This window comes from Tellurirhabdus rosea (assembly GCF_026278345.1).
In the GTDB taxonomy this organism is placed as follows: domain Bacteria; phylum Bacteroidota; class Bacteroidia; order Cytophagales; family Spirosomataceae; genus Tellurirhabdus; species Tellurirhabdus rosea.
In genome coordinates this window covers 3,509,795-3,532,821 of sequence record NZ_CP111085.1, presented here as the reverse complement: position 1 = coordinate 3,532,821, position 23,027 = coordinate 3,509,795, and the positions used below count along the sequence as shown (strand labels likewise).

General features: G+C 48.6%; 18 protein-coding genes and 1 tRNA gene. 7 read left to right on the top strand and 12 right to left on the bottom strand.

Going from position 1 to position 23,027, the window contains the following annotated elements:
- Positions 1-25: 25 nt before the first annotated feature.
- Positions 26-772: an ABC transporter ATP-binding protein gene (locus tag ORG26_RS14910; protein WP_266363082.1), complete on the top strand. Its 747-nt coding sequence runs from the start codon at positions 26-28 to the stop codon at positions 770-772.
- A gap of 143 nt (positions 773-915) precedes the next feature.
- On the opposite strand, the gene ORG26_RS14905 is transcribed toward ORG26_RS14910, so the two are convergent.
- Positions 916-2,439, bottom strand: a complete 1,524-nt coding sequence (locus ORG26_RS14905; RefSeq protein WP_266363080.1) for a lipopolysaccharide biosynthesis protein — start codon at positions 2,437-2,439, stop codon at positions 916-918.
- A 108-nt stretch (positions 2,440-2,547) separates the two neighbouring features.
- On the opposite strand from ORG26_RS14905, the gene ORG26_RS14900 reads away from it, so the two are divergent.
- Entirely contained in the window at positions 2,548-4,002 is a 1,455-nt protein-coding gene (locus ORG26_RS14900; protein WP_266363078.1) for an NADP-dependent isocitrate dehydrogenase, read from the top strand.
- 839 nt (positions 4,003-4,841) lie between these two features.
- Here ORG26_RS14900 and ORG26_RS14895 read toward each other — a convergent pair.
- On the bottom strand, positions 4,842-5,141 hold the full coding sequence (locus ORG26_RS14895) for a hypothetical protein (RefSeq protein ID WP_266363076.1): 300 nt from the start codon (positions 5,139-5,141) through the stop codon (positions 4,842-4,844).
- A gap of 152 nt (positions 5,142-5,293) precedes the next feature.
- Positions 5,294-5,379: transfer RNA gene (locus tag ORG26_RS14890), tRNA-Leu, on the bottom strand.
- 210 nt (positions 5,380-5,589) lie between these two features.
- Between ORG26_RS14890 and ORG26_RS14885 the strand changes: the two genes are divergently transcribed.
- The 4 genes from ORG26_RS14885 to ORG26_RS14870 all read left to right on the top strand — a co-directional run bounded on the left by ORG26_RS14885 (position 5,590) and on the right by ORG26_RS14870 (position 8,265).
- Positions 5,590-6,879, top strand: a complete 1,290-nt coding sequence (locus ORG26_RS14885; protein WP_266363074.1) for a tyrosine-type recombinase/integrase — start codon at positions 5,590-5,592, stop codon at positions 6,877-6,879.
- Positions 6,880-6,925: 46 nt separating this feature from the next.
- Positions 6,926-7,321 carry a hypothetical protein gene (locus ORG26_RS14880; protein ID WP_266363072.1) on the top strand — a complete coding sequence of 132 codons (396 nt, stop codon included), beginning with the start codon at positions 6,926-6,928 and terminating at the stop codon, positions 7,319-7,321.
- Positions 7,322-7,395: 74 nt separating this feature from the next.
- Positions 7,396-7,734, top strand: a complete 339-nt coding sequence (locus tag ORG26_RS14875; RefSeq protein WP_266363070.1) for a hypothetical protein — start codon at positions 7,396-7,398, stop codon at positions 7,732-7,734.
- A 105-nt stretch (positions 7,735-7,839) separates the two neighbouring features.
- Positions 7,840-8,265: a hypothetical protein gene (locus ORG26_RS14870; protein WP_266363068.1), complete on the top strand. Its 426-nt coding sequence runs from the start codon at positions 7,840-7,842 to the stop codon at positions 8,263-8,265.
- Between the two features lie 54 nt (positions 8,266-8,319).
- On the opposite strand, the gene ORG26_RS14865 is transcribed toward ORG26_RS14870, so the two are convergent.
- The 5 genes from ORG26_RS14865 to ORG26_RS14845 form a co-directional block, all read right to left on the bottom strand.
- On the bottom strand, positions 8,320-8,916 hold the full coding sequence (locus ORG26_RS14865) for a hypothetical protein (protein ID WP_266363066.1): 597 nt from the start codon (positions 8,914-8,916) through the stop codon (positions 8,320-8,322).
- Positions 8,917-9,028: 112 nt separating this feature from the next.
- Entirely contained in the window at positions 9,029-9,826 is a 798-nt protein-coding gene (locus tag ORG26_RS14860) for a hypothetical protein (RefSeq protein ID WP_266363064.1), read from the bottom strand.
- 59 nt (positions 9,827-9,885) lie between these two features.
- Positions 9,886-10,455: a hypothetical protein gene (locus ORG26_RS14855; protein WP_266363062.1), complete on the bottom strand. Its 570-nt coding sequence runs from the start codon at positions 10,453-10,455 to the stop codon at positions 9,886-9,888.
- A gap of 378 nt (positions 10,456-10,833) precedes the next feature.
- On the bottom strand, positions 10,834-11,520 hold the full coding sequence (locus ORG26_RS14850; RefSeq protein ID WP_266363060.1) for a hypothetical protein: 687 nt from the start codon (positions 11,518-11,520) through the stop codon (positions 10,834-10,836).
- A 1,092-nt stretch (positions 11,521-12,612) separates the two neighbouring features.
- Positions 12,613-14,448 (bottom strand): reverse transcriptase domain-containing protein, encoded by a 1,836-nt coding sequence (locus ORG26_RS14845; RefSeq protein WP_266363058.1) that lies wholly within the window; start codon positions 14,446-14,448, stop codon positions 12,613-12,615.
- A 140-nt stretch (positions 14,449-14,588) separates the two neighbouring features.
- On the opposite strand from ORG26_RS14845, the gene ORG26_RS14840 reads away from it, so the two are divergent.
- Positions 14,589-15,563: a BT4734/BF3469 family protein gene (locus ORG26_RS14840; protein ID WP_266363056.1), complete on the top strand. Its 975-nt coding sequence runs from the start codon at positions 14,589-14,591 to the stop codon at positions 15,561-15,563.
- Positions 15,564-16,177: 614 nt separating this feature from the next.
- Here the strand turns inward: ORG26_RS14840 and ORG26_RS14835 are convergent.
- From ORG26_RS14835 to ORG26_RS14820, 4 genes are all read right to left on the bottom strand, one after another.
- Positions 16,178-16,786, bottom strand: coding sequence for a hypothetical protein (locus ORG26_RS14835; RefSeq protein WP_266363054.1), 609 nt, complete (start codon positions 16,784-16,786; stop codon positions 16,178-16,180).
- A 449-nt stretch (positions 16,787-17,235) separates the two neighbouring features.
- Positions 17,236-18,870: a hypothetical protein gene (locus ORG26_RS14830; RefSeq protein WP_266363052.1), complete on the bottom strand. Its 1,635-nt coding sequence runs from the start codon at positions 18,868-18,870 to the stop codon at positions 17,236-17,238.
- 119 nt (positions 18,871-18,989) lie between these two features.
- Entirely contained in the window at positions 18,990-20,891 is a 1,902-nt protein-coding gene (locus ORG26_RS14825) for a DUF3987 domain-containing protein (protein ID WP_266363051.1), read from the bottom strand.
- A gap of 1,494 nt (positions 20,892-22,385) precedes the next feature.
- Positions 22,386-22,724, bottom strand: coding sequence for a hypothetical protein (locus tag ORG26_RS14820; protein WP_266363049.1), 339 nt, complete (start codon positions 22,722-22,724; stop codon positions 22,386-22,388).
- Positions 22,725-23,027: the final 303 nt, after the last annotated feature.

Here is a 23,027-nt window from a genome sequence, read left to right as displayed (position 1 = left end):
GTCACTGACCACTGCCTATCGCTTTATGATTGAAATAAAAAATATCCATAAAACATTCGGCAACCGGACCATTCTGGCGGGCGTGTCGGGGACGTTTGCGCCCGGCGATACCAGCCTGATCATTGGCGGCAGCGGTACGGGAAAAAGCGTCCTGCTGAAATGCATGATTGGCCTCATTACGCCCGAAGAAGGCGAGGTCCTCTACGACGGCCGCAGTTTTCTGAACGGCGACGAAGAAACGCAGAAGGCAATCCGCCGCGAGATGGGCGTGCTGTTTCAGGGCGGGGCCCTTTTCGACTCGAAGACGGTGCTCGAAAACGTCCAGTTTCCGCTCGACATGCTGACGGGAATGTCCTCCGCCGAAAAGCTGGAACGGGCCGAATTCTGTCTGCAGCGGGTGGGCCTGGAAGGAGCAGGCCAGCGGATGCCGTCGGAAATCAGCGGCGGGATGAAAAAGCGCGTGGGCATTGCCCGGGCCATCGTGATGAACCCCAAATACCTGTTTGTCGATGAGCCGAATTCAGGGCTTGACCCGCTGACCGCCATCAAGATCGACCAGCTGGTCCGGGAAATCACCGATGAGTTTCAGATCACGACGGTGGTCATCACGCACGACATGAACTCCATGATGGAAATCGGCGAGAAGATCATGTTCCTTTATCAGGGCAAGAAACTCTGGGAAGGCAACAGCGGCAGCCTGACGCAGTCCAGCGTCCCGGAACTGAACGAATTCATCTACGCGAACAAACTCCTGCGCGAGCAGAGAGCTTAGATGGAAGGATTGAATTTTGAATGGTTGAATTTTGAATGATTGATAGGTTGAATGATTGAATGGCTGGTCCCGCTACCTCCAACCCTGCGGAGCTAAATAACCAATCAGCCATTCAACCTATCAACCATTCAAAATTCAACCATTCAATTCCTTCCCCTTCCCATCAGCTTCCCCAGCACGGGCAGGAATGTCTTTCGTTCGACGACGAACACAACGGCCAGAAACAGCAGGAAAAGCGCCAGATGGTACGGGACGGCGATCCAGAGGTTGGAGATTTCGATCTGTGCCGCCGCGAAAATCAGCGCCCCGCCGCCCAGAATATACCCGATGCCTGAGCCCAGGTCGTAGGGAACGGGGTAATACTTTTCGCCAAAATAATAGCAGAGCCACGTCATGATGATGGCTGAGGCCAGAAACGCCACGGCGCAGCCCATGTACCCGATGACCGGAATCAGCCAGACGTTCAGCAGCACGGTGGCGAGCAGACCAGCGGCCGTAATCCAGGTGCCGTACACCGTCCGGTCGGTCAGTTTGAACCAGAAACCCATGTTGTAATACACGCCCATGATGAGCGTTCCGAGCATCAGGACGGGCACCACAATCAGGCCGCTGCGGTACGATTTGCCGATCAGCAGCCCAATCAGGTCCATATTCAGACTGATTCCCACCCAGATGACGACGCAGATCAGCACGAACCATTTTGTGACATCCGCCAGCAAACCCGGAGCGGCCTTGTCCTCCGCCCGGGAGAAGAAAAACGGATCGGCCGCAAATTTGAACGACTGAATGGCCATCGCCATAAAGACCGACATTTTGTAGCAGTTGCCGTAGATGCCGAGCGCTTCCTTTTTATCGACGTTCAGGTAGAAATCGTCCGGCAGCAGGTAGTCCAGCAGAAGCCGGTCGGACAACTGGTTGACCACGCCCGTCAGGCTCATCAGCATCATGGGGAAAGCGTAGGCCAGCAGGATTTGCGCTTCCGCTTTTTGTAGCCGGAGCCGGAAACCGCGCCACAGGTCCGCCAGCTGGAGGAGATTGACGGCATTGGCAATCAGGTTGGCCAAAATGATGTATCCCGCCCCGATGGACGGATAGTAAATCTGGTCCACCAGCGGCTGCAGGCCCGTCAGGTAGGCCCCGTTGTAAATGTCGCGGCAGATAACCAGGAAAAACACATTGAGCGCTACGTTGAGGCCGATGTTGGTAATTTTGGCCGTCACGAACCGTTTAGCCTGGTTCTGCACCCGCAGCCGGGCAAACGGAATGGCCGTAATGGCGTCGATGGCCAGCAGCGTCGCCGCCCATTGGAGCGAGAGCGTCTCGTCGGGATAGCCCATCGCCCGCGAAAGCCAGGGAGCCCCGAAGACAAGGGCCGCGCCAACCAGCAGATTCACCACCAGAATCAGGCTCTGGGTCCGGTTGAAATAATCCTGCACCTGCTCTTTATTCCGGGCGGCGTACCGAAAAAAAGCCGTGTCCAGCCCCATCAGCAGGATAATCTGGAAAACACCGATGTACGTGTAAATTTTGACGTTGGAGGCTAATTCTGCCGGGTCCACAAAGACCCGGGTATGCAACGGCAGTAACGCCCAGTTCAGCAGCCGGCCCAGAATGGTGCTGATGCCGTACAGGGCCGTATCGCCCGCCAGTTTCTTAAATGTACTCATGCAGGATTTGTATGCGCGCAAAGATACGCTTTCCAAAACTATCCGGACCGAAGCGGGTTCTGAAAAAGACCGCCTTATCTTTGTCACGACTTAGATACACTTCACAAAATGACAACAAAAACGCCCATTACAGTAGCCTACGGCGACGGAATTGGCCCGGAAATCATGGCCGCGACGCTTCGCATCCTGGAAGCCGCCGGAGCCGCCATTGAACCCGAAATCATCGAAATCGGCGAAAAAGTATACCTGGAAGGTGTTTCGGCCGGTATCCGCCCCGAAGCCTGGGAATCACTCCGCCGCACCAAAGTCTTTCTGAAAGCGCCCATCACCACCCCGCAGGGCGGCGGCTTCAAAAGCCTCAACGTCACCACCCGCAAATCGCTCGGACTGTACGCCAACGTGCGGCCCTGCCAGGCGTACCACCCGTTTGTGGAGACCAAGCACCCGAAGATGGACTTAGTCATTATCCGCGAAAACGAGGAAGACCTGTACGCGGGCATCGAGCACCGGCAAACGGATCAGGTGTACCAGTGCCTGAAACTCATTTCGCGGCCGGGCTGCGAAAAAATCATCCGGTACGCCTTCGAGTACGCCCGCGCCTACGGTCGCCGCAAAGTCACCTGTCTGTCGAAGGACAACATCATGAAGATGACCGACGGGCTGTTCCACCGGGTCTTCGACGAGATTTCGGCCGAGTATCCGGACATTGAAAAAGAACACTGGATCATCGACATCGGCTCTGCCCTGCTGGCGGATGTGCCCGAACGGTTTGGCGTTATCGTCACCTTGAATCTGTACGGCGATATCATTTCCGACATTGCGGCCCAGATTGCCGGCTCCGTAGGCATGGGCGGTTCGTCCAACATCGGCGACCAGTGTGCCATGTTCGAAGCCATTCACGGCTCCGCACCCGACATTGCCGGACAAGGCATTGCCAATCCATCCGGGCTCATCAACGCGGCCATTATGATGCTGGTCCACATCGGCCAGCCCGACGTTGCCGCCACAGTTCATAACGCCTGGCTGAGCACCATCGAAAGCGGCATCCATACGGGAGACATCTACAAGGAAGGCGTCAGCAAACTGCGCGTGGGAACCAGGGAGTTTGCCGGTGCGGTCATCGAGCGCCTTGGACAGACTCCCAACTTTTTCAAGCCCGTCACCTATCTGGGGTCCCCGCGGGAAGTTCATCCGACGGCTACGCTGGCGAGGCCGCGCCAGAAGAAAGAACTCGTCGGCGTCGATATTTTTTTGGATTACAGCAGCGGAAATGCCGGACAACTGGGCGATGCGATTTCTGCGCTGAGCCTAAGTCCGTTAAAACTGAAGATGATCTCCAACCGGGGGGTTAAAGTGTATCCCGACGGCATTCCCGAAACGTTCTGTACCGACCACTGGCGCTGCCGGTTTGTGGGCGAGCAGGGCCCGGGAACGCCGATAACGCATGAAATGATTCTTCACCTGATGCGTCTTCTGCACGAGCAGGGTTTTGATACCATCAAAACCGAAAACCTGTACAGCTTTGATGGTCAGTTGGGTTACACCTTGGGGCAGGGCGAATAATTACCGGACAAAAAATTTCTCTCCTTACGGGCCTGTCAGTAGAAAACGCCCCGGGAGCGATTGATTTATTCTATTTGTTGTGTAGATTTGTCTACGCCATTGTGGAACTGTGGTGTGGACTTTCGTACTCGATCTTGTAACGCTACTTGACCTGAACAAAACCGCTTTTTCGAGCGGTTTTTTCTTTTTAAAGTGCTCAAAAAAATAAAAATTAAAGCAAAACACTGATAATCATCGCCTTAATTAACATGAAAAATATTTCATGTAAAAAATAAAGGGCAGAAAAAAAGCTGGTCAACATGCCAGCCATTTTCGTACCCACCGTAACTTGTACTTAACTGATTATAGTAGTTGCAAAGCCTGTGCCAACGGGTTCGGCTGTGTCCCGGCGGGTGGTAGCTGTACCAAAGAGCAATTTTACGCCGCGCTCAAGCAGCGACGGCTGTAGGGACTTGGCGCCTCCGCTTTGTTTGGAGCGCCGGGGCGTGAAAGTGCGGTCATTGAAGAGTGTAGGCCTCGTAGTCGGGCACTCGCCTTCTTTCTTATCACGATCTTCTTCTCCGCCGCTACTGATGGCGGCCGGCAGGTCAGGACGGTGACAGAGCGCGTTTGATGAGGCAGCACGAGCCGTCAGACCAGCTAACAGCAGCGTCAGGAAGAAAAGGTATCGCATACATTCCAGGATAAGAGCGGCGACAAGGTAAATAGTGGCCGTCTGATTACCAAGAAGTTTTGTATGAACGGTAAGCAATTGGGTGTGTTTTCCCGGATAAATACCTATTGGCTGGGCGGTAAGGTATCCGGCCCGTTTATCTGGGTGATTTTTTAGGCGCAGCGACTCAGAATCCGGCAAACAGAGCGCCCAGCGCGGTTCGGCTCCGGCTGGCCCGCCGGTTGTCGGCTGTCATCGAAAGGACATTCTGGCGGCGTTTCTCATTCATGTACTCGACGAAGCCATCCGGGGTGCCGTAGTAGTCGATGCTTTTCGTTCTTTTTTCACCCAGTCCCATCCGGCATTGTCCATTAACCCGTCTGGTAAGAATCAACTGGTGAAGATAAATCTGGGCTTCCATTTCGGAGCCAAAATAACGGAAACTGCTTTCTCCTCCTTGCCAAACCACGGTGTAGTACGTCTGCATAGAAATCTGGGTAGTGATTTATTCTAAGTATTAGACGAAGGGCCGCTGGTGAAGTCACAATTTCAGACAAGAATTTAGCGCGGGCAGACAAGCGGGCGGATGAATGGCGGGAGATAAAAATAAAAAAGGATCGCTGGCGCGATCCTTTTTTGTACCGGGAACGGGAATCGAACCCGTACGGGCTTTACGGCCCACAGGATTTTAAGTCCTGCGCGTCTACCTATTCCGCCATCCCGGCGTGCGGAATGCACTGGCACAAAAAAGGCACCGTTGCCGGTGCCTTGGAGCGAAAGACGGGGTTCGAACCCGCGACCTCGACCTTGGCAAGGTCGCGCTCTACCAGCTGCAGACTGTCCAATTTTGGAGCCCTCATACGGAGCATTATCGCAAAAATGTTTCAGTAATGTTTCAGTAAAAATTGATCTTCGGGTGGCAGCCCCTTTCTGCCATGAATCAAAAACGTAACCCAACCCCGCTGCGGTCCGGTCTATCGTTCCGACTAGAACTGGGTAACAAGCCCAAGCGAAGTGGCGAACATGCTATCCTACTCCGCATCACGGAGAACCGCCGGTCAAAGCGAATCTACACCGAGATCGACGTACGGAAAGAATGGTGGGATGGAAAAAAGGAAGAAGTTAGGCGTAAAGACGAAGACGCCACCCGCAAAAACCTCCGGCTGCACGACATCCTCGGTCAGCTCAAGCAGCTTAAGCTCGACAGTCCTCAAATGGGTGCGGAAGACGTCATGAAAATCTTGCGGGGGGAGAGAAACCCTACCAAGGTTCCCACATTTATCGAATATGCATACGAGTACTATCTCAAAGACAAGCCATTCAACACGCGCAAGAATACACGCACGATCCTCAATAAGGTAGAAGAGTTTGCCGGGCATAAAGACGTCACATTCGCCGAAATCACGCTGGATTTCGTCAATCGCTTTGAGGTATTTCTACGTCGGAGTTACCTCAACAACGACACTACGGTGGACATTAACCTGTCCAAGGTCAAAGCCGTCATTAACCACGCCATACGCCACGGTGTGATCGGATACGACATGAACCCATTCCGGATGTACCGCATTAAGGAAGGCAAGCCCCGCAAAGACCGTTTGGCGGATGATGAAGTCGAAAGCTTCGCGTCGGTGGAGCTGGCCTTAAACACCATTATATGGCACACCCGAAACTATTGGATGTTCGCCTATTACTCGGCAGGGGTTCGCTTCAGCGACGTGGCATCGCTGCGCTGGTCTAACATCGTTCAGCAGCCGGACGGGCGGGTGTATGTCAGCTACGACATGCAGAAGACCGGTAAGTATCATACCGTCCTTCTGCCCAAGAAGGCGCTGGCGATCCTCAACCTATATGAACACCGTCGTGCGATGGGCGACACGGCGCTGGTCTTTCCCATCCTCAACCCCAAGACGGACTTCCTTGATGACCGCTCCTTCAAGGTGGAAATCTCCCGCAAGAACGCCCTCATCAATAAGTACCTGAAGAAGGTGGCAGAGCGGGCGGGCATCACCAAGCGCGTGACCTTTCACACCGCCCGCCATTCGTTCGCTGACAACGGTCGGAAACGGGTGAGCCTCTACGACATCTCCAAGCTGCTTGGCCATAGCAGGCTTGCCATCACGGAGCAGTACTTCGCCAAGATTGACCACACCTCGATGAACCGCGCAATGGTAGACATTTTTCCAGATGCGGAATCCCCTATCCCATTGGAAAGCAAAAACAGATGAGCTACCAGCCCAACTGTCAGCCATAAATTTCATAACCCATAAATCTATGTTACAAACACGCAAACACGTCATGCTGCGCAAGGCGCTGCCCGAGTACGGCCTTTTGCCCGGCCACGTAGGCTCCGTAACCGACGTCGATCCTTTCAAAGGGCGAGTCACCGTCCGATTTGAAGACATTGCCCAGCAAGAGGTGGCGGTGGTCGGAATTGAACAACAATGGCTGGTGAAAGTGGAGCCGGGCTTTATGAAACTGCTGCCCTTCCCGGTGACCAAAGCCGAAAGCAACCAGATGATCCTGTTCTGGAACATCCAGAACTTCATCGAATGCGGCCCTCCCGACTTTGTCCAGCCGGTTATCTGGCAACGCGGCGAGTCACCCGTGGTCGAGTTCACGCCCGGCATCCTGACGGCCTTTCCCAAAGAGGTTGATTCCAGCGAATAGTCAACCCTCGATCAGTGTCTGCCGGGCACTCGATTCACATCGTCAATTCAATTACAATCTGTCCAAGTTTTTATATGCAAAACGAATTCAAAATGGGTTACGCCTTCGGCCTTCTGGTGGGCGAAGGTTGCTTTACTGGGGCAAAAGGAAAGCCGACCGTCGCCGTCAAACTGCATGCTGATGACCCTAAACCTCTTGCCCTGCTCATGGAAGTTTTTGGCGGCGTGTTGCACGGCCCTTACTGCCACCAGAATCGGAACTACTATCTCTGGCAACTGCGGGGGATTCCGCTCCGTAAATCCATGCCGATTATTGAGGCGCACCTTCCGGAATCCCGTAAGCGGGAGCAGTACCAGCAATGGGTGATAAAGTACCAGAAGTACTTTGACTGGCCGGGGTATACTCCCGAGTAACAGAACGGAGCAATCATAACGGCTGGATGTTGTCCTTTGTATAAACGGTAGCATCCAGCCGTTTTTTTATGTATACCTTGCCGTAGTCACCCCCGCATCCATAAAATGAAAAGTAAGCAACACAAGAACGTCCCGCAGGGCTTCCGCCACCTCCTGTCACGGACGGAGGTTCGTCGGCTGGAGGAAGCGATGGGGCTTCGGTTCCGGGAAGTTCAATTCGGCCATCTGGTATACACTGGCCATCTTGACCCCAACGGCCCCATTCAAAGTAGCTTTCGGACCGCCAGTGTCAGTGGTTGGGAGACAGACGCTGGCTGGGTCTTCAATCTGCATTGCGCTGGCTTCAGGGATGAACTCCTACCATCGCGGTGGGAAAAGCGGGTCAAGGGCGAAATCATGGGGGCCATCACAAGGTATGTCCACAAAATAACAACGGCTCGGGAGACGGACTTTATCCGCCGCCCGCAACTCTGGCTGGACGTGGTTATCCACGAGAAAGGCTACGAGGTACGGCCAACGGAGTTGAAGTAAGGATGATTCGAGACAGGATGGCAATCCGCCATCATGAGCGAGTCGTCCGTTCGCTTATAATCCTTCGTTGATGGGCGTTCCGTCCGGCTTAAAGTAACGGCTATAGCTACCGCCGCTCAACTGACGGGTGTCCAAATCGAGGGTAAACGCGACCCATTCTTCTTGGTCATAAGTCAGGGCCAAGGACAGCCCATGCAGTAGGTGACCATCCAGCCGCAAGTTCCTGATTCCGTCCCATGTCATCCATGATACCCGGTCGGAGGTCCAGACTTCTCCATCCGATTCCACCACATGGATACGCGTATCATCCGGAGTGATCACCACTTGGCCGGGAATGGTTATTGCAGTCTGGATACGGACAGCAAAGGTGGCAAGGGGTTGCGTCTGGTTTGGGTCCATCACATAGCCGCACCCTCCAGCGATGACCACCGTCCGATTGGTTTCCGGAAAGTCAAACACCGCGCTGTAATTGGTCGAGCCAAGGTTGAAATTGGCTACCCATGAGCTGCCGTCAGAACAAAAGAAGCGTACCACGAAGCCTTCGCTGTATGGACTTTTGAAAGGGATAGCTTCCCGTGCTACGGGGATGTACATGGGGCCATACGGCGGCAATCCGGGCAGTACCTCGTAACGCTGGGAAAACTGATTCATCTTCTTCCAAAGTATGACAACGTGGCGCTGGTAGCAGCGTCGTGAATACAAAAATACCTACCGCTGTGATGAATGGTACTGGGCTCTGGCTTATCCCTGAGTCAGCCCGGCCTTATTGGTACGTGAATGTACTGCCGTAGACTTGAGAAGCATACTTACCAGTAGGATCGGTGTATCTGGTTGTTCGAGTGGTCACATAGCCCTTGGCATCAAACTCATATAGTAACTCGTAAACGGCAGTCATTTTACCTGCCTCATCAAATAATGTATGCTTGATGGGTAGGCTCTTCGTCGGTTTTCCCAAGTAATCATTTGTCCAAAATGTGAACGATCCATATAATCTAAGGTGAGGGTTTTTCAGGTCCGGTTCATTCTTATATTCTATTTGTAAAGCATCCAACCCATTTTCGTGTTTAAACGCCACTATATTGCCATCCCGGATCGTCCTTGGCTGCAGGTCGCTGGCAGACACCAGCATTCCGTTTTCGTACTGGTAGTTCCTGACCGTAAACGAATCGACTTTAATCTGGCCTAAAATATTGAGTTCATAAACAGACTTCATCAAAATTACATGGTCGTTATCATCCAGCGTATACGTATACTTTGCCTTTTGTTTCCACTGCTGGGTGGCAGGCAGGTAATCGAATCTGGTAATCTGAATCTGCTTAGGTTGGTAGCTATATTGAAGGTAGAAGTCCGGGTTCCACTCGGATTCTTCAGACTTGTCGGTATCGACTCTTTCCATTCTGCCTTGGCGGTCATAATGGTACGTAAGGACCGCATACACGCTGGAGGTATCTCTGGTAAACAGCCTTTCGGTTTTTACTTTTTTTACTTGTTCAACGGCTGGCTCAGATGGTTCGCAGCCCAGCAAGAGTACTGACACGAATACGAGGAAAAGGTACTTCATAGCGTTGTGATTAAGATAATTTCGAATAACCCCAGTAAAGAGGGGCTGCCCTCAGGTGCTTATCGGTCGTAAGCGTACTCGGCCAGTTCGTCCAACATGGCCTGAATCTTGGCCTCCCACTGCCGCTGTTTAGCCTCCAGACGACCGCTGTCGGTATCGTCCGAATACTCCACAATCAGCCGGTTGCACTCGGCCATAAGCTTTTCATGACGGTCATCGAAGGTTTGCCCGCCTCTGAGGACGATGGTGCGACGGTTCTCCTTTAATTCTTTGCGCAGCTTGCGGGCGTACACCTCCAGAATATCGAAGCGGGTCTGTTCGTACGTCAGCAGAAAGGCGGGCTCATAGTTGGTGGTATCGATCCACGAACCCGAACGTTGTAGATAGTTGACCACCTTCTTGTTAAGGTGCTTGGAGAATAGATCATACCCCCGCAGATCGAAGCCGACCATTATCATCCCCGCTACAGGGGTGTTTCCTTGAGGGTGCGGACGCGCCATTCGATAATCACCGGCCTGCAGTTTTCGGGTGGCCGACCACAGGACATAGTCGGGGTTGGTTTCGTACTTGGACTGGGCCTGCGCCGCAAAGACAGACAGGAAGGAAAGAATAAAGAGTAGCTGTTTCATGAGGTTACTAAACAGCCACCAAAGGGCAAGTTTCATACCAACCGTTTTCGGAAGGTTGATTTCGGGGGTAAGATTTTCCAACACCGAAACCCGCCCGGTTCACGCGACACCGGAATACCCTAAAATCACCAAAAGCCGAGGGTATTATGGAACAAGTAGACGCGTTCACGTTAAAGCGAAACAAAAAGCACTTAATTGGCACGGTAAAGGCCTATTGTCGAAATTAGAAAGACATCTATAGAGGTAAATAGTTTTAAGAAAAAAGGGAATTTTTACTATATTGTTCAGTTATTTCCTGTTAAATAATTTTAACAAGTTCAACACGTATGTTTCTGCCTTTATTTTTTTAAGCTTCTGTTAGGCACAGACTTTTTTATTCTATGTTGTTGGTTCAAGTAGATTGATTTGTTTTTCCATCTCATCTCTCATTGTCATGTTCCCAATTCTTGAGCAGTATCCATGTGCAAGACCCACTAGCCTTCTAAATTCTGAAATGTTTCCATGTTCTCTTTCCACTTTAGCCCACAAAATGCATGTATCGGTTACTAATCTTCGATTATAATCGTTGTCAGCAAGCTTTAACCTTAAAGCATCTTCATATTTGCTTCTGCCTAATTGAAATTGTCCCTGCAAAAAAAGAAACCTTGCATATCCTCTTAAGTTCATGTGCTTGATAGAATCGTTCTGCGATTTTTCGATAGTTTTGCTCCAATAATGCTCAGCTCTTTCCAAATCGCCTATACTGATAAGTGCTGTTGCAAGTATATTGCAATCAATTTCTGTTACAATCTCGTCATTCTCTGTTACAAGAAAATCAGCGTGGACTATCAAAACTCTTCTCTGGGTATTGTAAGCACGCCTAAGGTCAACAACTGCATCGGATTCATCATTTGTTTGTCGGAGTTTTGTTGTTTCAATGGCTATTTTAGCCACACTTTCTAGTGTGTCGCTTAAATTCTTTCTTATAGTCCTGTAATTTTCTTTTCTCTTTTGTAGTAAGGTTATTACTAAGGACGTGATAGAAATAAGCAACGCAGCAATTGCTATGTAGTCTTTTAGGTCCATATACAGGTTATTTTTACTTATGCATTATTATTAAATAAATGAAATTTTTTGCTGTTTTTTCGCATTTATCTAAATATACCTTTTTGTTAATTGTGCTATTATAATATGTTTAGGGATTTGCTTAAGTTTGGGATAGTTTTTTCTAAGAAGGTGTTGGGCAATTGAAAAAGTTTAAGAGTCGAGTCATCTTTGTGATCGCCAAACTACAAGAAAATGACCAAACAGTAGAATCCACTGACCGGTCCTCAATGAGCCGCAATTTCACCTTTTCTCAACATCAAACGCAAGCGTAAACATGATCGCCGTCAAATTATGGACGCTATCTTGTAGCTGCTCCGTACCGGTTGCCACGGGGCCACCCGCGCAATGGCGTAATTTGCCTGCTTACTAGCCTCATTGGCAAGCCGTTTACTATTATTTTCAACTCTGAAAGACTAATGACACCCTTCAGAAGATCATTCGTAGGTTGTGCTAGTTAGATAGAGGAGATGAAGGACAAGGGCCTATTTCCTCTATTTTCAGGTTAATAATCAAAGTGTTAAGTCAAATCCGCTGGCGAGTGAATCTGGAGGACTAGGTACTTACAACCGCATCAATGGACGAGAACGACAACCTTTAGTTGACACAGACGGGCGCTTATAATTTGCTTGGGTACATCAAGCAGATGAAGCTAATGGGCATGTTGCGGCAAGTCAGGTAGCGGACATTGCCTGCTTGAGCGAACGACTAGAAAGATTATTGGCAACCAAGCTTATAATGGTGTTTTTGCAAAAACATCTTTAACTTGGACAATTCACTTTGAAAAGGCTTCTCGACCCGAATCAGTTATGGGTTTTGTGCCACTTGCCAAGCAATGGGTAGTCGAACGCAGCATCATTTGGCCAAAAATTTTTTAAAGAATTGTCAAAGATTACAAATATACCACATCTTCTTCTGCGGCGTGGTTATATCTAGCAAACACACAGGTGTTACTACAACGAATTCAGCTTAAATACCCAACTTAATTTTCAAACGCCTTCTTAGGTTTACTCCGCCCAAAGATCGATACTAATTTACCCGTCTATAGAAATATAGAGTTCATAGTTGGTCGTTTCAATCTATTACTGACCCTTTTCTAATCAGAAACCCATAGTAGCTAAACGGCGCGCCATAAAATTTTATATTCTTTCTAAATTCCCTATTGGTGGATGCGATGGTCAATTGTGCTAATTTTTTTTTAAGTAAGTAAACATGTCTGCCTCTGCTCTTATCTAACTTTTTTAACTGTGATCGCAAAATTGGATTATCACTTAAACTCTTAAAGCCATTAGTCCAGCAAAGTCCATGCACTTGATTAGGTCTGTGAAGTTTAACGCGTCCTACCGACATGCTAACGTACCGGCTTTCTAATGCATGAATATGCTGACGCAAAGTTTTTCTTGAAACATCATTAATATTCATCTCGCTCCCTGAGAACTGTCCCAGAGCTCGAAGAACTTCTTTAAATTCTTTTTTATGTTTATGAATTTCTTTATCAAGTGATTTTTTTCTAATTCTTATCTGTCCATCATAGTTTAACTGATACCCAACAAAAGATAACCAAGGTACGCTATCTAAAGAAAATTTATATTTAGCCCACTTATACGGCTTCTTTGACTTTGTTTTCCAAAAATTTCTTGAATATATTGATGCTTCTTCAGGCTCATGAATTAATAATTTGTTTTCTAAAACGCAGTTTTTATACTCATTAAGGGCTCTAGCACAAACGTCCTTATCTGGATGAATGATAATCATGTCATCACAATATCTGGCATAAAATAAATTATTATTTAACTCAAGTTTTTGAATAGCTAAATCTGCACTATGTAAAATTAAATTAGAAATAAAGCAAGATAGAGCCCCACCTTGAGGGATGCCCACTCTATCAACTATAGATGTTTGTTTTTTATCAGAGGCATGCACAGGCTGACTTCTATAGAACTTATCTAATAATTCTTCTTCATGCCACTCAAAGAAACAATCACCTAGATTCTTGTCCTTAAAAAAACCGGAGTCGTTAAGAGGTAATACATTGTAATTGAAAGAATATGAGTCAAGATATTTATAAAAAATTCTTTTTGCATTTACATCAATATTTAAATTATTTTCATTTAAAAATTTGTCAAGAGTAGACTTTGCTACGTCATGATTAACGCAATCAAAAAATTTTCTAATATCACATTCTGCAACCCAAAGTGATTCCAAATCAAAACCTTTCCGATATTTATTTACATCTCTGATTACTAAATGATGGTTAGCAACCTCAACTTCTCCTTTTAACCTAGTAGATCTAAATGCATATGAGTTATTGAGGAAGTATGGATCACATAAATCGATAAAATATCGTGCAGTTAAACTAATGATAATTCTATCTACTAAGCTGTAAACTGATAGGGGCCTACAAGCTCTGCAAGATTTGTGATCCTCTTTTTTAACAGGTTTTATAACAGGCTCTTTTATTATATAATCTATTTGGGTGGTTCTTTCTTTTACCTCTTCAACTATTTTATTTAATTTAATCAACCAATTAGGCATCACTTCTCTGTTATTCCTGACATTATACTTTGTATAATAGATACATCGCTTGATGGATAGTATACTAATACTTTGCGAATTATTAATAATTTTTCTATTCTTCTGATCTGGCCTTCTCCATTGCCTTCTAGGTGGAAGCGATGCGATAATTTCTTGTATATCAGGAGGGATGTTTTCTAGCCTGCTTTTTGCCAATTCATGAGAACTTATATTTCTCATTAAATGATGCTTATGCCTTTGAGACGCAGCCTTTATCCTATACTTTATTAAGAGGTCAACTATATTTTTTTCAGTAAAATAGTCTTCCAACTTAAAATCAACTATATTTTTTAAATGTGGAGTAGCGGAATTGGAAATCTGCAAAGATACTGACATATTTATCATGCGATGTATAACATACGGAGGTACCGCAAAACCCATATATTGAACCGATTCAACTTGATGTAGTCACCTACACCCTTCGCTACTCCACCGTCAAATATATCGTTACTTGTAAACCTTAATCAAGTTATCTCATGATTTTTTTCGACAAAATTAATATTTCAAAATTTAGAAATTTATACTCCATTGATAATGAAGTAGTTACGTTGAAGGAGGCTTTGGATGATTTATCAAACGGTAAGTATTTTAGGGAGATACAAGCTTGCAGGCAGTTTGTTAGAAGCGGGGACTCAGTAGCTTACAGAAAATACAAAGCAACTTTGCCTGCTTATACTTTCAGCGGAGTATTTAGAGGCGCACATAAAAAAGAAAACTTGCAATCGTACTCACAACTAGTTATAATTGATATTGACAATCTAGAAACCGAGCAAATGGCTCTTGTAAAGACCTCCTTGTCTCTCGATAACCACGTTTTGGCGGCTTGGTTTTCTCCTTCTGGACATGGAATAAAAGTATTGATACCTGTCTCAAGTAGTGAAAATGAACATAGACAATGCTTTCAATCTTTAAATTACTATTTTAGATATAAGCATAATATAGAGATAGATAAAAGTGGGAGCGACATATGTAGACTTTGTATAATTTCTTATGATGATAGAATGATAGTTAAAAAAATGTGTATACCATATAATTATAAGGATTATGATTTTCCGTTTGAAACAACAATAGTAAGCCGACCCTCGATATCCCCTGAAATTGATAAAAGTGGTATAAAGTTGCAACCAGCTCTTTTTTTTGACCCATCTAATAGAAATAAGCCAAGCGATAGGGAAATATTAGCTAAAATAATAAAGTATTTGTATAAAAATAAAGTTTCTATAACAAGCAATTATGACAGTTGGTTTAGAGTTGCTCTTGCAATCGCAAATACATTCACTTATGATATTGGGGAAAAATATTTTTTAAGACTATGTGAGCTTGACAACCAGATTCATAATGAGGATGAGAGTATTAAGCTTCTTAACTACTGTTATGTGAACCGACGTGTGAATGACATTTCTTTTTCAACTATAGTTTATTTAGCAAAAGAGAAAGGTTTTAAAACATAGTCACCTGTATTTTTTTCTTAAACTCACCTTTAAGTGAATTACTATTTTTATGCCGTTGTTTAATATAGGAAGTGCGTCATAAATGGACGTTTAATCAAAAGAAGATTTAATTTATTAGCAAACCAATGACAGTAGTGTGAGCGATCAAGTCAAGCTACACATCCTTATGTGACTGAAAACGAGATGTTTTTCTGAGTAGGTTTCAACGAAGTAAAACCCTGTTACCTCTTATTCCTTTTAACATTCAACAGCAGATACGCGCCCGTATGGGCTGGATCAAGTTGTATCAGACCTATGGCTCTAACAGTGTAGCGGCTCGTCGGTTTGGAGTGGGGCGCACTTCGCTGTATCAGTAGTGATGCAGTATTAATTAAAACCCCGTGTAGAGGCATTAATCGAACCGTTAATGCAGGTCCGGATAACCCAAACTCAACCAAGCGCAACCAACAACCAAAAAGTATCGCTTCTTCATCTTTATAAAAAGAAAGCTCCTGCCTAAGGAGCTTTCTTTTTACTTGGTTCTGCGCTCGTAAGGTGTCTTGTCGCTGCGCTCCTCTAACTCGCGCATTGGCGGACGAAGAACAGTCTGGCCGCTCTGTTGCGTTTGTGGCTGATTAGAGGGGCGTACGGGTTGGTGCTGTGGCTGGTTTTTTTGGTTCTTGAACTGCATTGTTACTAGTGGTTTTCAAGTTAGGATTATCAAATACATAGTTAACAATAAAAATCAAGGCGATTAACCCTCCTCCCATTACTAAGTAAGTCATCCAGCGAGACGACTTAGTAAGCAAGACGGACTTATGATCATTATGAGTTATGTGGCTGTCACAAGCCGCAATAAAGTAGTCCCGGAGGAAGCTATTAAACTCTTGACCATCGACTTGTTCATAGTACTCATGCACTTTCTCCATTTTAGGCAGATAGCGAAAACGGCGGCCCCGTTTGATAAAATCGTAATAGCTACGCATGAGGTAATACACGGCGACGACCGCGATGACGGTTTCCCCAAGGGTTAAGAAGGCAAAGATGAAGTGTAAACAGGCAGAGCTACTTTTAAGATTGGTCAGAAGAGAAAAGACGCTGGAGACTATAGCCACGAGAGTCGTAGCTTGCAAAGCGATCTCTGTGTTGAGACTGTTGCGTCGGTCTAACTCTTTATAATAGACCTCTTTGTAAAAATCTATAAAATCCGGCTTATTAGACAAGTTTTTATCGGTGGCGTCCACTTATAAACATATTAACAAAAACCAAGAATACCAAAACATAAAACCTATAGCTAATAAATAAACCCGACGTGAACCGGGCTTTAATCTTTAAATGAGACCTTACGATATGGTTTTAACAAATTTTGCCGACAGAGCGATACTTTTCTTCGCACTATGCATCAAACTATTGTCTTGAGCTTCGAATCTCAGCTCCTCGTTGCGAGCCGGGATTTTATTACTGGCTTGGGTCGAAAGTAAAACAGCTAACTTAAATATAGGTTGACAGCCAGACTAGCAACCTATTAAGTACATGTTACGGTGGAAAGGAATCCCGGTGAGTGTTACTTGCCGAGATTTTTAGGCCATCATTCGTGTTGCCATCGGCCACACATCCTCCCTCTTACACGTAACTCAAAACCACCTACTGCAAAACCTGCAAACTCTGCAAACCTGCAAAGTCCGCAACCGGCTCAGGGCACTCCACCTCCCCACACCTCCACCTTCACGCTGGGCTTGAGCCCCACCGCCCGCTCCAGTTCCTCCACCATCACCCTCTGCAAGTATGCTTCGTGGCCTACCGGCACGCATAAGGAATCGTGTATGGAAAACAGCGGTTGGTCCGGCCTCTCCCGGCTGATGCGTCCACCGATGCGGTTCAACACGATCTGTGCCTCTATGCTTTGCAGCAGAACTGAAAGCGTGGCATGGCCATTGGACTTGAGCAAACTCATGAGCTCGAAGATGGCCGGGAAGGCTGCTTTGAACACTCTTCGTTTTTGCTCCACCGCCTCACTGTTGCCGTCGTTCTTCGAATAAATCGCTGAGTACACCGACTCTTTCAGGCTATCACGGTCCGCAGGACACTGCACTCCCAGTGTTTCAATGATGCTTTGGTAATGCTCGTAAAACTGGCCGGAGCTGACCTGCTGCCGGAACTGCGCCACTTCCTGCCCGACAGACGAAAGATCAACCGCATCGGAAAAACCCGCACATATAGGAGGAGTATTGGGGGGAGTAGAGTTAGATAACCACTGAAATAATGGAAAACTTTTAGTACTGTATTCATTATCAATTCCCTCAGGCTTATTACAACTGCTTATACCCCCTAATCTTTGAAGTATAGCTGGAATAAGTGGGACTACCCTTTCCTGAACATGCAGCGGTAGATCATCCAGATGAATACGGTCATTGGTTGCCGATGAAGTTTGCGAAGAAGTGGTGTAAAACGAAGGCTCCAGCAGACGGGCAATCAAGAAGGGCTGGCAGCAACTGACGTCCACACAGGCTAGTGACTGCCCCCGAAACGTGACAAAATGCCGCAGGTCCTTCTTCAGGTTGGTCAATGGACTATAGAACCGGTTACCGGCCCCATCCACGTACAATCGGGGGTAATTACCGGCAATCTGAGCGATTAACAGGTGCTGCCCTGCGTAGCCTATCTTCAGGCTCTGGGCTTGGGCTGAAGTGGAGCAGTGCTGTAACCTCCCCTCTAGTAAGTGGTTGAGGTGCTCGGTCGCATTCCGGCAATTTATCTCCAGCCCACCCTCAAACCACCGACAGAGGTGGGGGTAGACCTCCTCAGCCTCCCGGTTTTGCAGCCTTTGCAGAGTTTGCAACCTTTGCAATACCTTTCGATCCGTAATCAAGTCGGGGACAAACGTCGTGCGGTATGCTTCCCGGAAGGTATAGCCCTTCGAGTACTTGCCCGATTGGTATCCGGCCGTGACGTAGATAACTCCCATCATTTGGAGGTACGTAACATACTTCTGGTAATCGTGAATACAAGACTTCAGTGTTGGCGAATGAAGACGTACCAGTGGATATCCGTCGAGTTGCTTGCAATCGTCCTGCATCGCTCCTTGGACAATGAAGTTCAACAGCAGTTTCAGATTATCCAATCTTGGTCTAAAGCCTTTGAGACATTTAAACGGCTCCTGCTGCAGCAGAGTAGGCTTCTGCTCAAGAAGGGCTTTATACTCCTGCCTGACAGTCGTCCAGCACAGGTTCTGGGGACGCATGCAGCCTACCGGAGGCAAATCCGCAAATGATGCTGATGATGACGCCGACGGTGATGACGGTGAGGTTTTGGTAGCTTGAAGCTTCATTTTGATTGGGAGGTGGTCAGAGGGTTTTTTTATCCGCGGACCAGTTTTGACGCCGGAAAGAGGGTATATACCCAGCCGGTGGGCACCACCCAAAAGGACGGTGGTGCGCCGGGGCCAGCCTATGTTTTTTCATAGTGGCCATGTCTGGTTTTCTGAAGCAGACCCATATCTACTAGGCTCTGTAGGTAAGCACCAATGCTTCGTACTGCAACGGGGAGTATTTGCATGCCGATGTCGACCGCTTCTTTACGAGATACCGATCCGCTGGGCAGGCTATCGAAGAACCGGAGTAACGCTTTATTCACCCGAGCGCCTGTTTTGGGAAGCCGGTTAAAAACCGTCAGGGTATGCTCCAGCAGCACATCGGTCAAGCCCTCGGCAACCCGGTAGTCCACGTCGTTACTGACGAGGCGACAGTCGGTGATTTCCTGCTCGGCCATCCGCAGCGTAGTGAGAATCATCATGATTCGGTATACAATCACTCCGAAGCGCCGAATGACTCCGTCTGCCCCTTTATCCATGAGCTGGGCCCGCTTGGTTAACGTCTTGAAGCGTCGGTTGTACCGCTCGTACTGCTCTGCGGTCATGTCAAACGTGGTAGGCGCCTCGGCGATGCGCTGGGCCAATGCCTCCAGCTTTTGAGCGAAGAGATCAAAGTGCTGTTCGGCATTAACCGACTGAGCACCTGCAGGAACAGCGTCCTGATACTCTTGCGCCTCGTCGAAGTAGTAGAAGATAAACCGGCTGAACAGGCCGTCTTCGGTGGCCTTGATGAGGCCGAAGAGTTGATCCGGTGTTCCGGCTAAGGCAACGGAAAGGCGCGGATTGACGATTTCCTTCGCATAGGCGTCAGTTTTGCGGGCGACAGAAATAGCTTCATGATGAAAGGCCTTACGCAGTTCTGCCGAGTAGTTACCGTTTCCGGCCTTGAATGCCTTGCCCAGTGTATCGGTCTCCGATTCGTGAATCAGGTGGGACTCACCCGGCAACAGATCTTCTTGGAGTGACGCACTGGTGCTGTCGCCGGGGATGAGGAATTTGCGCATTTGGGGTTTCTGAGGCAGGTCAACTTCTGCATCCCAGTCGCCCTCCTGTTCGGCTTTTTTGTGCCGTCTCAAGGCTCGCTGGTAGTCGGCTTTCTGCTGCTTATACACCTCCAGACGTTGCCCATGAAACCCTTCGGCCAGCCTTCGGCTTTGGGCCAACCGGCCTTTACCTGACGCGGGAGGAGCTAAGACCATACCCATCAGGTTGGGCCAGTGGGTACTTCCCCGAAATTCAGCCTTTACTTCCAGACAGGCACTGACAACCAGCAGGGCGGAAATGAGCACCACATCCCGCTCCCGGCCCGGATCAAAGGGAGCGCAGAGCTCTTTCAGAAAGGGGGGTAATTCCTCATAGACCCAATCCGGTATGCAGGGCGTGGTTTCCCGGTTGTTGACTTCCTTCTCAGCCGGTTTTGTAGCGTTTGCATCTTTTGCAGCCTCCTTGTTGGAGGTAATCCCAAAATGGTCGGTGAAGACGCGTGCCGCTTGGGGGGCAAGAGGCACGGCGGCAGGGTTGAAGTGCGCGGCAGGGTCAGCGGAGAGCACACACCGGCGCTTGGGGTCATCTGCCTCCCGGCCCGGTTCAACGTCCGTCAGACGTAGCAACCAATCACAGGCGGCACGGTACCGTTCCTTGTGCGCTGATTGCGGAGAGTTCGTCCACAGGATTACCTGCAGATACTGTCCGCAGGCGCTTTGAAAACTGGCGACTGTCTCCGGCTGCTCGTTAACGCTATGGCGTATACGCTCCCCTTCAGCCGGATGAGAACTTAGGGGCAGGTCCAGCAGAAGAAAGCCAGTGTAGACGGCCATGTTCCGAAGTTCGCTACTGGATTCATAGCGTCGTGATACGGCGAAGGCCGGAAGTTGCGGCGATGCCGAATCGAGGTCGTTCGCCGGGAGCGGCCTCCGGCGAAGGCTTGCGATGGCATCATGGTAGATTCCGCCTCGGATGCGGTAAATGATCTCCTCCAAGGAGAGGGACGCGGCGGGCTGGTCTGGGCCAGTAAAGAGGGAGAACCGGGCAGAGGCCGGTGTATTTGGGAGCTCCGCAGGGGCGGAAGTTTGAGCTGGGCTCATGAAAGGAATAAAAGTTTTGTAATGAGTCTTTGAGAAAGACGTGCGTTCTGTGCCCTCATCGCAAAGCGTGTGGCAGGACTTTTCAGGTAAGGCTATCGCCATCCATCGGCTCGTGGGTGGGTGGCCCGCGGCTGATGATTCGTAATGGAATCATAAAGTGGCTTGTTTAAGAGTGAACGGTGTTACCCGGATTGATGAAGACCGCCTCCGGTGAAGGGTGTCGGGTATCCTGAGTTCACGACGCTTACAAGGGTAAGGCCTTAAGACGTGCGATTAATCCATCCAGCATTCGGAGTACTCTTCACGCAGGTACTCCAAGTACGCCTCATGGTTTCTTTCCTTCTCCTGCTTGCGAAGGTACTCTTCCTCAAGCTGGAGGATCGTGGACCGGATCGGCCAGATAGAACCGGGCTTCATCATCAGAGTCCTCTTCTCTTTCCTCAGCCGTCCACGGGAAGGCCGGTCCGCACAGGGAGCACTGGAATGGACAGGCCTTACCCATGATCTGATTGAGGGCATGGAACTGAAGGGCAGCCAGCTAGCTTCCCGCTGGCACGTCCAGTTTCATGGTTTCGCACGGGCAGTGTAGCTCATCGGTTGAAAGAGCTGGGTCGGAGAGAACAAAACGTGTACTTAAGGCTTTCATTAAAAAGCAATTTGGGGTTTGTAAATTAGTTGATCTGATCACGGAACAGTTGAATGGGAGATGGCAGCAACTACGGCTGGCTGTTTGTCTGCTTCGGGCCATTCGTCGGATTGCCTGCTGGCGGGCTTAGGGTTGTCACCCTTGTCGGTTATCAATTCCTCCCAGTCGGTTGCCCGGAAGGGATTCGGCAGGTGCTGCTGTTTACGCAGACGTTGGAGCGCGGAGGCCGAGAGTCCCCAGTGGCGCTTTAAAATGGAGCTTGCGTCTGCCAGCTCAGGGGAGTGCCTCCCGGTGCCATTGGGCGTGATTACTCCTACCTCGTATGATCTGAGGGAAGGGTTACTGTTGTTCATAAAGAGAAAGTGGATTGTGTTAGAAACGTGATGGAGGGGAGCTCCCCAGTAGCCACAGATTACGGCGAGGAGGCTAAAGGCGGAAGTCTCGCAGTGGGTTGTGCCGTTTGGCCAGAACGGACACAGGCACTACGAATGGGATGGCGCGTCAGGGGTTGCTAAGCATTCACCAGTATAGGAAAACAGGCAGCGTAGTACATGCGCACTGGATTTTCCTATATTAAGGCGGGAAGCGAAATGCCTCAGGCAGAAACAGTGGTGAACACGTCTCGCCTATTCCACGGTCAACAGTTTCATCTGCTCTCACAGGAAGCTCTTCTGAGCAATGTCAATATACCGTCAGAGCCAGATGAGTCGCTACACACGTAAATCAAAGTCAACCGGCCAGCCTTAGACAAGCCGGTAGCAGTTGCTCTCCGCCCAGCACTCCAGCGTGTCCGCGAAGGGAATAGACGGGAACAACCTTTCGTGCAGTGTTTTTAGATACTGATATCGGCCAACGCGTTCCGATAATTCGAACACCACTCCAAACACCGCGTAGTAAAGAAAAAACCACTCCTGCGGAGACCGGTGCTGAGCCATATACAGCAGGTATTCGATGTCGGCAATCTCGTAATAGATTCGGCCGCCAAATGTGATGTAAGGCACGCATCCTTCGGTCCAACTTAAGGATTCCGGGTCGTTGCGGTATCGCCACAACTGCGTTGCGCTGATGCCGGTCAGTTCCATGAGCTTGATATTGGAGATGAATCGCCGAGGGCGTCCTGTCGGCTCGCCGTACAGTTCCTCTGTCAGGGCGAGTATACGTGTTAAGTGGAGTGACTTCTTGACCATTTTTCGGTTACAATGGGTTATTAACTAAGGAGTTTTCAATAATGAACAGCATGACTTCAGGAGGGGTACCTTCTGCACCCAACCATGCATGAAACGGACAGATGCCCCAAGGCGGAGCTTCTAAGGCTGCTTCGTCTCCCGACGAGTTACAGCACGGAAGGGTCGGTCAGGGTGGCGGCGTAATTGGTTTCATAGCTT

Excerpts from the sequence above, each read along its gene's own strand:
- ORG26_RS14895 (WP_266363076.1), bottom strand. The coding sequence starts at position 5,141 with ATGCAGACGTACTACACCGTGGTTTGGCAAGGAGGAGAAAGCAGTTTC.
- ORG26_RS14830 (WP_266363052.1), bottom strand. The coding sequence starts at position 18,870 with ATGAAGCTTCAAGCTACCAAAACCTCACCGTCATCACCGTCGGCGTCA.
- ORG26_RS14840 (WP_266363056.1), top strand. The coding sequence starts at position 14,589 with ATGATTTTTTTCGACAAAATTAATATTTCAAAATTTAGAAATTTATAC.
- ORG26_RS14865 (WP_266363066.1), bottom strand. The coding sequence starts at position 8,916 with ATGAATCAGTTTTCCCAGCGTTACGAGGTACTGCCCGGATTGCCGCCG.
- ORG26_RS14885 (WP_266363074.1), top strand. The coding sequence starts at position 5,590 with ATGAATCAAAAACGTAACCCAACCCCGCTGCGGTCCGGTCTATCGTTC.
- ORG26_RS14910 (WP_266363082.1), top strand. The coding sequence starts at position 26 with ATGATTGAAATAAAAAATATCCATAAAACATTCGGCAACCGGACCATT.
- ORG26_RS14820 (WP_266363049.1), bottom strand. The coding sequence starts at position 22,724 with ATGGAACTGACCGGCATCAGCGCAACGCAGTTGTGGCGATACCGCAAC.
- ORG26_RS14900 (WP_266363078.1), top strand. The coding sequence starts at position 2,548 with ATGACAACAAAAACGCCCATTACAGTAGCCTACGGCGACGGAATTGGC.
- ORG26_RS14870 (WP_266363068.1), top strand. The coding sequence starts at position 7,840 with ATGAAAAGTAAGCAACACAAGAACGTCCCGCAGGGCTTCCGCCACCTC.
- ORG26_RS14905 (WP_266363080.1), bottom strand. The coding sequence starts at position 2,439 with ATGAGTACATTTAAGAAACTGGCGGGCGATACGGCCCTGTACGGCATC.
- ORG26_RS14860 (WP_266363064.1), bottom strand. The coding sequence starts at position 9,826 with ATGAAGTACCTTTTCCTCGTATTCGTGTCAGTACTCTTGCTGGGCTGC.
- ORG26_RS14855 (WP_266363062.1), bottom strand. The coding sequence starts at position 10,455 with ATGAAACAGCTACTCTTTATTCTTTCCTTCCTGTCTGTCTTTGCGGCG.
- ORG26_RS14850 (WP_266363060.1), bottom strand. The coding sequence starts at position 11,520 with ATGGACCTAAAAGACTACATAGCAATTGCTGCGTTGCTTATTTCTATC.
- ORG26_RS14845 (WP_266363058.1), bottom strand. The coding sequence starts at position 14,448 with ATGTCAGTATCTTTGCAGATTTCCAATTCCGCTACTCCACATTTAAAA.
- ORG26_RS14875 (WP_266363070.1), top strand. The coding sequence starts at position 7,396 with ATGCAAAACGAATTCAAAATGGGTTACGCCTTCGGCCTTCTGGTGGGC.
- ORG26_RS14880 (WP_266363072.1), top strand. The coding sequence starts at position 6,926 with ATGTTACAAACACGCAAACACGTCATGCTGCGCAAGGCGCTGCCCGAG.